Origin of the sequence: Roseicyclus sp. (assembly GCF_965662675.1) — a bacterium.
Classification (GTDB): Bacteria; Pseudomonadota; Alphaproteobacteria; order Rhodobacterales; family Rhodobacteraceae; genus Roseicyclus.
The window spans coordinates 1-11,184 of record NZ_CBFIIK010000092.1 but is presented as its reverse complement, the minus strand read 5'-3'; the positions used below and the strand labels follow the sequence as shown (position 1 = coordinate 11,184).

At 63.5% G+C, this 11,184-nt stretch carries 10 protein-coding genes and 1 pseudogene; 5 read left to right on the top strand and 6 right to left on the bottom strand.

Annotated elements, in window-relative coordinates:
• The 4 genes from ACTG4J_RS12175 to betI all read right to left on the bottom strand — a co-directional run.
• On the bottom strand, nucleotides 1-1,240 hold a 1,240-nt coding region (locus ACTG4J_RS12175), incomplete at its 3' end, for a choline dehydrogenase (RefSeq protein WP_439139879.1).
• Between the two features lie 11 nt (nucleotides 1,241-1,251).
• Nucleotides 1,252-2,703 carry a betaine-aldehyde dehydrogenase gene (betB, locus tag ACTG4J_RS12170; protein WP_439139877.1) on the bottom strand — a complete coding sequence of 484 codons (1,452 nt, stop codon included), beginning with the start codon at nucleotides 2,701-2,703 and terminating at the stop codon, nucleotides 1,252-1,254.
• Between the two features lie 28 nt (nucleotides 2,704-2,731).
• Entirely contained in the window at nucleotides 2,732-4,240 is a 1,509-nt protein-coding gene (gene betC, locus ACTG4J_RS12165) for a choline-sulfatase (RefSeq protein ID WP_439139875.1), read from the bottom strand.
• On the bottom strand, nucleotides 4,237-4,818 hold the full coding sequence (gene betI, locus ACTG4J_RS12160; RefSeq protein WP_439139873.1) for a choline-binding transcriptional repressor BetI: 582 nt from the start codon (nucleotides 4,816-4,818) through the stop codon (nucleotides 4,237-4,239). The genes betC and betI overlap by 4 nt, the downstream gene beginning before the upstream one ends.
• A gap of 89 nt (nucleotides 4,819-4,907) precedes the next feature.
• On the opposite strand from betI, the gene choX reads away from it, so the two are divergent.
• From choX to choV, 4 genes are all read left to right on the top strand, one after another.
• A complete protein-coding gene (choX, locus tag ACTG4J_RS12155; RefSeq protein ID WP_439139871.1) occupies nucleotides 4,908-5,858 on the top strand; it encodes a choline ABC transporter substrate-binding protein in 951 nt (316 codons plus the stop codon).
• 73 nt (nucleotides 5,859-5,931) lie between these two features.
• The gene (gene choW, locus ACTG4J_RS12150; RefSeq protein WP_439139869.1) at nucleotides 5,932-6,885 is read left to right on the top strand and encodes a choline ABC transporter permease subunit; all 954 of its coding nucleotides are present in this window, start codon (nucleotides 5,932-5,934) and stop codon (nucleotides 6,883-6,885) included.
• On the top strand, nucleotides 6,882-7,298 hold the full coding sequence (locus ACTG4J_RS12145; protein WP_439139868.1) for a GFA family protein: 417 nt from the start codon (nucleotides 6,882-6,884) through the stop codon (nucleotides 7,296-7,298). The genes choW and ACTG4J_RS12145 overlap by 4 nt, the downstream gene beginning before the upstream one ends.
• On the top strand, nucleotides 7,295-8,308 hold the full coding sequence (choV, locus tag ACTG4J_RS12140; RefSeq protein ID WP_439139866.1) for a choline ABC transporter ATP-binding protein: 1,014 nt from the start codon (nucleotides 7,295-7,297) through the stop codon (nucleotides 8,306-8,308). Before ACTG4J_RS12145 ends, choV begins: the two co-directional genes overlap by 4 nt.
• 6 nt (nucleotides 8,309-8,314) lie before the next feature.
• On the opposite strand, the gene ACTG4J_RS12135 is transcribed toward choV, so the two are convergent.
• Nucleotides 8,315-9,529, bottom strand: a complete 1,215-nt coding sequence (locus ACTG4J_RS12135; protein WP_439139864.1) for an acyl-CoA dehydrogenase — start codon at nucleotides 9,527-9,529, stop codon at nucleotides 8,315-8,317.
• 197 nt (nucleotides 9,530-9,726) lie between these two features.
• Nucleotides 9,727-10,959: an FAD-binding domain-containing protein gene (locus ACTG4J_RS12130; RefSeq protein WP_439139862.1), complete on the bottom strand. Its 1,233-nt coding sequence runs from the start codon at nucleotides 10,957-10,959 to the stop codon at nucleotides 9,727-9,729.
• A 123-nt stretch (nucleotides 10,960-11,082) separates the two neighbouring features.
• Between ACTG4J_RS12130 and clpP the strand changes: the two are divergent.
• A pseudogene (gene clpP, locus ACTG4J_RS12125) lies at nucleotides 11,083-11,184 on the top strand (ATP-dependent Clp protease proteolytic subunit); the annotation flags it as partial.

Below are 11,184 nucleotides of genomic sequence, written 5' to 3'. Positions count from 1 at the left end.
ATTCCAGCCAATCATCGGGGTGGGACATGTAGTTGAACAAGATCCGTGGTGCATCGCGCGGATCGGCCGAGCGCAAGGTGACGCTGCCCCGGCTTTTCGAGCGCATTGGCCCCACATGGGCCTGAAACCCGTGGCCATTCGCCGCCATCTTGCCGTCATAGCGCACGGCGATGGGCAGGAAATGATACTGGATATCGGGGTAGTCGATACCAGCGCGCGAGCGGATGAAGCCGCAGGCCTCGAAATTATTCGACGCGCCAAGGCCCTTGCGGGTGAAAAGCCATTGCGCACCCACCAGTGCCTTGCCCCAGAGCGACCAATAGGGCGCTAGGCTGACGGGTTTGGTGGCGGCGAACTGGATATATAGCTCCAGATGATCTTGCAGGTTCGCGCCCACGCCCGCGCGGTCGGCGATCACGGGAATGCCGTGTTCTGCCAGATGCCTGGCGGGGCCGATGCCGCTTTGCATCAGGATCTTCGGCGAATTGATGGAGCCCGCCGACAAGATCACCTCGGCGCGCGCGGCGATCACCTGCCCGCCCACAAGGCGCACGCCCGTGGCGCGGCCATCGGTGATCTCGATTTTTTCGACCAGTCCGCGCGCCACGCTGCAGCGCCCGGTTTTGAGCGCGGGGCGCAGATAGGCCTTGGCCGCCGACCAGCGCTCGCCCTGCCAGACGGTCATCTCGAAGGCGCCGAAGCCCTCTTGGCGCTGGCCGTTATAATCATCGGTCGCGCCATAGCCCGCGTTGGCGCCCGCTTGGATGAAGGCGTCGAAAAGCGGGTTCTTGCGCGGCCCCCGCGTGATGTGGAGCGGGCCGCTCGCGCCGCGAAAGGCCGGATCGCCCGCATCGCCATGCCAGCTTTCCGCGCGTTTGAAGTAGGGCAGGACGTCGGCGTAGGACCAGCCATCGGCCCCCATCTCGGCCCATGTGTCGTAATCGCGGGCATGCCCGCGCACATAGATCATCCCGTTGATCGAGGAGGAGCCGCCCAGAACCTTGCCGCGCGGGCAGGCCATGACGCGCCCGTTCATGTGGGGCTCGGGTTCGGTTTCGTAGCCCCAATCATAGCGAGACATACCCATCGGGTAGGAGAGGGCGGCGGGCATGTTGATGAACGGCCCCCAATCAGTGCCGCCATGTTCCACGACGATCACCGATTTGCCCGCCTCGGCCAGCCGATAGGCGATGGCGCAGCCCGCCGAACCCGCGCCGACGATGACGTAATCGGCTTCCATTGATCCGGGCATCAATAGGCCGCCTCCACCGGGGTCATGCCGACATAGACGGTCTTGAGTTGTGAATAGGCCTCGAGCGCGGCGCGCGAATTTTCGCGCCCCACGCCCGACCCTTTGACCCCGCCAAAAGGCACCTCGACAGGCGTCAGGTTATATTGGTTGATCCAGACCGAGCCCGCCTCGATCGCATGCACCACGCGGTGGCCGCGCGTCAGGTCGCGGGTAAAGACGGCACCCGACAGGCCCAGATCGGTGGCATTGGCGCGGGTGATCACCTCGTCCTCTGTGTCGAAATCGAGGACCGACATGACAGGGCCGAAAATCTCCTCCCGTGCGATGGTCATCTCGTCGGTGACATCGGCAAAGATCGTGGGTGCGATGAAGGCACCGGGCCGGTCGGGGCGCGCACCGCCCGCGACCAGCCGCGCGCCCTCGGCCTTGCCCTTTGCGATGTAGGACAAGACGATCTGCAACTGTTCCTCGCTGACCATCGGGCCGAAAGTCGTGGCCTCATCGCGCGGGTCGCCGATCACGGCGCGGGCGACGCGGGCGGCCAGGCGGTCGAGGAAGGCCGGTTTGATCCCCCGTTGCACGAAGACCCGTGTGCCGTTGGAACAGACCTGTCCGGAGGCGAAGAAATTGGCGTTGATCGCAGCTGAAACGGCGGACTCAAGCTCGGCATCATCGAAGATGATCAAGGGCGACTTGCCGCCCAGTTCCATCGTCACATGCTTCATCTGCGCCGCCGCTCCGGCATAGACCTTTTTGCCCGTTTCCGCCGACCCGGTCAGCGAGACCTTGGCGACACGCGCATCCTCGACCAATGCGCGCCCCACGGTTCCCGCCCCTTGGATCACGTTGAAGACACCGGGCGGTGCGCCTGCTTCGATCAGAATCTCGGCCAGTTTCAAGGCGCAAAGCGGCGTCTGCTCGCTGGGTTTGAACACCATCGTATTGCCGCAGATGAGCGCGGGCGCGGCTTTCCATGCGGCCACTTGGGTGGGGTAGTTCCACGCGCCAAGGCCCACGCAGACGCCCAAGGGAATGCGCATCGTATAGGCCCAATCGGCCCCCAGCGGCACATGTTCGCCTGTCAGCGTGCCCGCAAGCCCGCCGAAATACTCCAGCGCATCGGCCGCTGAGGTGGCATCGGCCACCAGCGTTTCCGAGATCGGCTTGCCGGTGTCGAGGGTTTCCAGTTCCGACAATTCGCGGTTGCGGGCGCGGATGATGTCGGCGGCGCGGCGCAGGATGCGGCCGCGTTCGACGGGCATCAGGGCCGCCCAAGGCCCTTGGGCCGCTTTCGCGGCGGCAAGGGCCGCCTCGATCACCTTCGGCGTGGCCTCATGCACCTGTGCGATGGTTTCGCCCGTGCCGGGGAAGATGACGGGCATGGCTGCACCCTTGGCATCTTCCATATAGGCGCCGTTCACGAAATGGCTGGCTTGCGGTTGGGCGAGCATCATTCCCCCCTTTCTTGTGTTTTTGGGGCTATTCGCCCCGCGGAAATCTTTGATTTTCCTCAAGCACGTTGAGGTCCATATGGTTGCGCATGAAGCGCTCGGAGGCGGCGCGGAGCGGTTGGAAATCCCACGGGTAATAGGCGCCGTTGCGCAGGCTTTCATAAACCACCCAGCGGCGCGCTTGGCTTTCGCGCACAGCCGCGTCGAAGGCTTCGAGATCCCATTGGCTGGCCGCGATCAGGCGGAAATGTTCCAGCGTTTTGGCGTGCGTCGGATCATCGGCAAGGTTCGCCAATTCCTGCGGATCGGCGTCCAGATCAAAAAGCTGCTCGGGATCAGCGGCGCAGTTGGTGTATTTCCACCGCCCTTGGCACAGGCCGACCAGCGGCGTGATGCTGGCCTCGGCGGCGTATTCCATCGCGACGGGGCTTGTCCGTGGGCGACCTTGGGTCAGGGGCACAAGGCTTTCGCCATCGGTCCAGGGCATCACATCGGCCATCGACACGCCCGCCAGATCACACAGCGTCGGGCAGAGGTCGATGGTCGAGACAGGATCGCTGATTACCCTCGGCGCCATGCCCGGTGCCGCGATCATCAGGGGCACACGGGCCGAACCCTCGTAGAAGTTCATCTTGAACCACAGCCCGCGCTCACCCAGCATGTCGCCATGATCCGAGACGAAGACCACGATGGCCTCCTGCCTTGTGCGGTCGAGCACGTCGAGGATGCTGCCGATCTTGTCATCGAGATACGAGATATTGGCGAAATAGGCGCGGCGTGACCGGGCGATATCATTCTCGGTGATGGTGAAATTGCGCCAGTCATTCGCGTCGAAGATGCGGCGTGCATGCGGGTCGTGATCATCATAGGGCAGGGCGGGCACGTCGGGCTGCAGATGGGCGCAATCGGCGTACATGTCCCAGTATTTGCGCCGCGCCACATAGGGATCATGCGGATGGGTGAAGCTGACGGTCAGGCACCAGGGCCGGCCGTCCTTGGCCCGTGCGAGATCGTAGAGCTTTTGCTCGGCGGCAAAGGCCACCTCGTCGTCATATTCCATCTGGTTGGTGATCTCGGCCACGCCCGCGCCGGTGACCGAGCCCATGTTGTGATACCACCAGTCGATCCGCTCGCCGGGTTTGCGGTAATCGGGGGTCCAGCCGAAATCGGCGGGGTAGATGTCGGTCGTGAGCCGTTCCTCGAAGCCGTGGAGCTGGTCGGGGCCGACGAAATGCATCTTGCCCGAAAGGCAGGTCTGATAGCCCGCGCGGCGCAGATGGTGGGCATAGGTCGGGATGGAGGAGGCGAATTCGGCGGCATTGTCATAAACGCCGGTGCGCGACGGCAATTGCCCCGACATGAAGCTGGCCCGCGCCGGCGCGCAAAGCGGGCTGGCCGTGTAGGTCTTTGCGAAACGCACCGAGCGTGCGGCCAATGCCTTGAGATGGGGCGCATGCAGCCAATCGGCGGGTCCATCGGGAAAGAGCGTTCCGTTCAGCTGGTCGACCATCACGATCAGGATGTTGGGATGGGTCATGCGCCATGTCCTGTGGCAAGGCCGAGATACCCCTCAAGGGTCGCGATGGCATCTTTTGGGTCTGGTGGGCCAGCTTCGGTCAAGGCGTGACGGATATAGACACCATCGATCAGTGCCGCAGTGGTGCGCGCGACGCTGCCGGGGTCGGCGCAGAGCGGGCGCAGCGCATGGGTCAGGTTCGACTCGAGCCGCGATTGATAGACTCGCAAAAGGCGCGCGGCCTGTGGTTGTGTCTGGGCCAGAACGTAGAAATTGAGCCAAGCCGCGACCACCTCGGGCTGGAAATTCCGCCCCCCGAAACTGGCCTGCACAAGGGCCGAAAGCCGCGCGCGCGGTGTGCTTGCATGCGCCAAGGCGCGGCGCGCCTCGGCGCCGAATTCCGACAGAATCGCCCGCATGGCGGCAAGGAAAAGCTCATCCTTGGAGCCGAAATAATGATGCGCCAGCGCCGATGACACGCCTGCCGCGCTTGCAATCTGGCCCATGGTCACATCCAGTGAGCCCTTTCGTCCGATCTCGCCGATCGTGGCGTTGACAAGTGCGTCTTTACGCAGTGCCATCATACCTATGCGCGGCATCGGATACTCCTTAGGGTTGCGTTACCGCAGAAGATCGGATTTTAATTGACTGGTCAATCAACAAACGACCGCAACAGGGAGAACCGCAAATGACCTTGATCAACCGTACCGCTTGTAGCGTGCTTGCATTGGGCCTGAGCACCGGAGCGGCATTGGCCGGCGGGCATGGCGACTGCAACACCGTGCGCTTTTCGGATGTCGGCTGGACCGATATCACCGCGACCACGGCGGCGACCTCTGTCGTGCTGGAAGCTTTGGGCTACGAGACCGAGACACTCGTTCTGTCGGTGCCCGTGACATATACCTCGCTCGCTTCGGGTGATATCGACGTGTTCTTGGGCAATTGGATGCCGACGATGGAGGCCGATATCGCGCCATATCGCGACGCGGGCACTGTCGACACGGTGCGCGCGAACCTCGAAGGTGCGAAGTACACCTTGGCCACCAATGCGCATGGCGCGGCGATGGGGATTGCGGATTTCAGCGATATCGCGGGCGCCTCCGATGCGCTGGAAGGCCAAATCTACGGGATCGAGCCCGGAAATGACGGCAACCGCCTGATCATGGATATGATCGCGGCGGATGCTTTTGGGCTTGGGGGGGCAGAATTCGATGTGGTCGAAAGCTCGGAACAAGGCATGCTGGCCCAAGTCGCGCGCGCGGTGGACCGTGGTGAGCCGATCATCTTCCTTGCATGGGAGCCGCACCCGATGAACGCCAATTTCGACCTGACCTATCTGACTGGCGGTGATGACTGGTTCGGCCCCGATCTGGGCGGCGCGACGGTCTTCACCAACACGCGCGCGGGCTATGTCGGGGCTTGCCCGAATGTCGGCCAGCTTCTCACCAATCTCGAATTCACGCTCGCGATGGAGAATGAGATCATGGGCGCGATCCTGAATGATGGCGAAGACCCGGTCGATGCGGCCACCGCTTGGATGGCGGCAAACACCGATCAGGTCATGGGTTGGCTTGACGGTGTCACCACCATCGACGGCGGCGACGCGCGCGCGGCTGTATCGGCTGCGCTGGGCATGTGATCGGCCAAGATTGAAACGGGCAAGCGGCGCGCTTCGGTCTGCGCCGCTTGATCCAATCCAAGGATGACCGCCCATGCTGCGATGGCTGACCGAGTGTGATCAGGGCTGGCCCGAGGGTATGGGGCCGCTTGGCGCCCTGTCGGAATGCAAGATCCGCATCAGCGACGCGGCCGAGGCGGGGTTCGATTGGCTGCAAGACAATCTATCGGGCTTGTTCGATGCCATGGCGCTGGCGCTCGAGGTCATGATCGAGGTGATCCTTGCGCTGTTGCAAGATCCGCCCAATACCGGCTGGCTTTATGATCTGCGCCGCTCCGAGATCGATTACCTCTATCCGCCCGACTGGCATCCGATCCTGATGAGCGTGATCTTCGTCGCGCTGGCGTGGCGGCTGCATCGCGGCTGGCGGATGCCCGCGCTTTTGGCGGCGGGTTTGTTGTTCATCATCAACCAAGGCTATTGGGAGGAAACGACCGAAAGCCTGACGCTTGTGATGGCGGCCTGCGTGGTCTGCATGGGCTTGGGCGTGCCGATCGGCATTGCCGCCGCGCACCGCCCCCGGCTTTACGCCGCGATGCGGCCGGTGCTGGATTTGATGCAGACCTTGCCGACCTTCGTCTACCTGATCCCGGCCATCGTGTTTTTCGGCATCGGCATGGTGCCGGGGCTGATCGCCACCGTGATCTTCGTGCTGCCCGCGCCGATCCGGCTGACGCATCTGGGCATATCCTCGACCCCAGTTGCGCTGATCGAGGCGGCCGATGCTTTTGGCGCCACGCCGCGCCAAAAGCTGTGGAAGGTCGAGCTTCCCTATGCCGCGCCGCAGATCATGGCGGGGCTTAACCAGACGATCATGCTGTCGCTGTCGATGGTGGTGATCGCGGCGCTTGTGGGTGCCGATGGGCTGGGCGTGCCGGTGGTGCGCGCGCTCAATCAGGTCAACACCGGGCTGGGGTTCGAGGCGGGGTTGATCATCGTCGTGGTGGCGATCTTGCTGGATCGTCTGTTGAGGGTGCAACGCCGATGACCGAGACTTTCGACGCCGCTTGCCATTGCGGCGGTGTACAATTCCGCGTGACGCTGGCGGGCGGGCTGTCATCGGCCCGGCGCTGCACCTGTTCCTACTGCACGATGCGCGGCGCGGTGGCGGTCTCGGCAGCACTTGATGGCATCACCTTTGTGTCGGGCGAGGACAAGCTGACGCTCTACCAATTCGGCACAATGACCGCGCGGCACTTCTTTTGCCCGACCTGCGGGATCTACACCCATCACCAACGCCGGTCGAACCCCAACCAGTTCGGCGTCAACCTTGCCTGTCTGAAAGGGATCTCGGTTTGGGATCTGCCTGAAATCGCGGTCAATGACGGCATCAACCATCCCTCTGATGGGGCGCCCCCCCGCGTCGATGGTATCCTGCGCTACGAGACATCCCCCACATGACCCACGCCGTCCGCTTCCACGAGGTCTGCATCATGTTCGGCGATACCCCCGCGCCGGCACTCGCGCGCGCCGATGCCGGCGAAAACCGCGCCGAGATACAGGCCGCCACCGGACAGATCCTCGGCGTGCATGACTGCTCGCTGAGCGTGGAGGAGGGTGAAATCCTTGTCCTGATGGGCCTGTCAGGATCGGGTAAATCCACGCTTCTGCGCGCGGTCAATGCACTCAACCCCGTGGTGCGCGGCCATGTCGAGGTGCGGGTGGGCGATGCCATGGTCAATGTGACCGAAGCGCGGGGGGTGGGTTTACGCCAGCTCCGCCAGACCGCCGTTGCGATGGTGTTTCAGCAATTCGGCCTGCTACCGTGGCGCAGCGTGGCCGATAATGTGGGGTTCGGCCTCGAACTTGCCGGTGCGCCCGAGGCCGACCGCCGGGCGCGCGTCACGCGGCAGTTGGCGCTGGTGGGCCTATCGGACCGCGCGGATGCGCTGGTCGGCGAATTGTCGGGCGGCATGCAGCAGCGCGTCGGACTGGCGCGCGCCTTTGCGACCGAGGCGCCGATCTTGCTGATGGACGAGCCGTTTTCCGCGCTCGACCCGCTGATCCGCTCCAAGCTGCAAGATGAATTGCTCGATCTGCAGCGCGACCTGAAACGAACCATCATTTTCGTCAGCCATGATCTGGACGAGGCCTTCAAGATCGGCAACCGCATCGCCATCATGGAGGGCGGGCGGATCGTGCAATGCGGCACCCCGCGCGAGATCTTTTCCAAGCCCGCCAACGGCTATGTCGCCGAATTCGTGTCCAACATGAACCCTTTGGGCGTGCTGACGGCGCGCGATGTGATGGTGTCGGGGACGGGTGCGGGCCCCCGCATCGCCGCCGATCTGCCGGTGCGCGACATCCTCAAGCGCTTCGCCGAAAGCACCGCAGCGCTGGCCGTTGAGGAAGCGGGCGAGGTGATCGGCACGGTCACGCCCGAAAGCGTGACCGTGCGGCTTGGAAGCTGAGCGGCCTCAGAAGAACGCCTGTAGCCCGGTTTGCGCGCGACCCAAGATCAGCGCATGCACATCATGCGTGCCCTCGTAGGTGTTCACCGTTTCGAGGTTTTGGGCATGACGCATGACATGGTATTCCGCCATGATCCCGTTGCCGCCATGCATGTCGCGCGCGGCCCGCGCGATCTCCAGCGCCTTGCCGCAATTGTTGCGCTTTATGAGAGAGATGACCTCGGGCGCGCAGCTGCCCTCGTCCAACATCCGGCCCGCGCGCAGTGCGGCTTGTAGCCCAAGCGCAATCTCGGTCTGCATGTCGGCCAGTTTCTTCTGGAACAGCTGGGTCTGGGCGAGGGGACGGTCGAATTGCACCCGGTCCAGCCCGTATGCCCTTGCGCGGTGCCAGCAATCCTCGGCAGCGCCCATCACGCCCCATGCGATGCCGTAGCGCGCGCGGTTGAGGCAGCCGAACGGACCCTTGAGGCCTTCGACACCCGGCAAAAGCGCATCTTCCGGCACCGCCACGTCCTTCATCACGATTTCGCCCGTGACCGAAGCCCGCAAGGACAGCTTGCCGCCGATCTTGGGGGCGGACAGACCCTTCATTCCCTTTTCCAACACGAACCCTCGGATCTTGCCGCCATGCGCTTCGGATTTGGCCCAGACCACGAAGACATCGGCGATGGGGCTGTTGGAAATCCACATCTTGGCGCCGTTCAGCACATAACCATCGGCGGTTTTCTTGGCCGTGGTCTTCATGCCTGCGGGGTCCGAGCCCGCGTCGGGTTCGGTCAGGCCGAAGCAGCCGATCAGCGTGCCTGCGGCAAGTCCGGGCAGGTATTTCTGGCGCTGCGCCTCAGACCCATAGGCGTGGATGGGATACATCACGAGGCTCGATTGCACGCTCATCATCGAGCGATAGCCGCTATCGACCCGCTCGACCTCGCGCGCCACAAGGCCATAGGTCACATAGCCTGCGCCCAGCCCGCCGTATTCCTCGGGGATGGTGACGCCCAAAAGGCCCATCTCGCCCATCTCGGCGAAGATCTCGGGGGTGACGCGCTCGTTGAGATAAGCGTCAGTGACCCGCGTCATCAGCTTGTCTTGCGCGTAGGCCCGCGCGCTCTCGGCGATCATGCGCTCCTCTTCGCTCAGCTGTGCGGCGAGGTGGAACGGATCGGCCCAGTCGAAAGGTGCGAGCGAGGGGCCGGAATGGCGGTTTTGTCCGTCGGGCATGGCGGGTCTCCTATGGGCTGGCACCGATTCATATCATTTGCAGCGTTTGTGCAAGGCTTTGGCCAAGAGGCGCGGCGCGCAAGGCCGATCGGGCGGGTCGGCGATGGAATAGCGGCTCTAGAAAAATTATCTAAATGCGACTCGAATACTCAGATTTACGGTCAAATTTGACAAAAAGTTTCATTTTCAAGATGAACTCACAACTTATCCACAGAGTCCGGCAAGATGTCGCCAAGCAGCGCCGGGATGTGCTCCTTGAAGCGGAAGAAACCGGCCGTGGCATGGGGCCATGCCGCTTGATCGTAGGACCGGATGCGCCGGATCAGGGTGATGCCGACCTCGGACAGCATCGCTTCCAACATGTTCAGTGCCTTCATGGTCGGGCCTGTGGGCGCGTAGGGTGTCACGATCTGGCCCAGCCCCAGCTCCACCGCCCAAGCGGCGATGACGGCCGGATCATCGCTGAGTGGGCCGGGCGCGCCCATGCGCCCCGACCACCGTGCGCGCGCATCCATCATCGCGTCACGCGTGAACGCCGTGACAGGGTCGGCCACCGGCAAGGGCGAGCGACCGGCCACCGACATCAAACCTGCATGGCCCAAGATCGGGCCCTGCGCATCATCGAACAAGAAGCCCGGCGAAAGATCCTCTTCGGTGAGCAAGATACCGGTCGGCAGGCCCGGATCGGGGCGCGCATCGGCGGGCAACGGGCGACGCGGGGGATGCGGCGGGCCGGAAAGCGGCGCGGCATCGGTGACCAAACCTTTGGGCGCAAAGCGGCCCTCGGTATAGCGGGTGATATTGTCGGGGCGGGCGATGTAATGCTTGCCCTGCGTCTGCAACCCCGCGACCCAACGCCATGACAGCGTGTTCGATGCGGGATCACCGTCAAGCAGGTGGCGCATGAATAGATCGGCCCCTGCTTCCCACGGCAGGCGCAATGTGAAGATCCAGATCGAAGCCATCCACATCCGCGCATGGTTATGCAGATAGCCAGTCGTGACCAATTCGCCCATCCATGCATCGAAGCAATCGATCCCGCTTTGGCCGGCCGAAGCCGCGGCCAAGCGGTCGTCATGACGACCATCGTTCAAGACACGCGACAGCCCTTGCCGGTAATCGGCCCAGACCTGCGGCCGCATCTCCAGCCAGCCTTTCCAATAGGTGCGCCAGACGACTTCTTGGACGAATTTCTCGGCGGTGCTGGCCGAATGGCGGCCCAGAACGGCGGCGATCACCTCGGGCTCGGTGATCAAGCGGTGGCGCAGATAGGGCGAAAGACCCGACACATCGGGGTGGCCCTGGGAGCCGAGATCGTAATTGCGCCGTGCGGCATAGTCGCGCCCTGCGATCGGCACGAAGCGGCGCAGCCGTTCCAGCGCATGGGTACGGGTCGCGGGGGGTGGGGTGTTTTCGGTCGGGTCGGTCATCGCGGGCAAGCTAGGCGGGGGCCCGGCCATGTCCATCGATTTCGCGCCCCGTGCCCTTGCAGCCCCCCCCACCCACCACTAAGACTGTTGAACAACAGCCATTCGTATTCGGGGCAGGCCGCTATGATCGATCCTATTGACCATTACATGAACAACCTTGTGCCCATGGTGGTCGAACAGACCAGCCGGGGCGAGCGGGCCTATGATATTTTCTCGCGCCTGTTG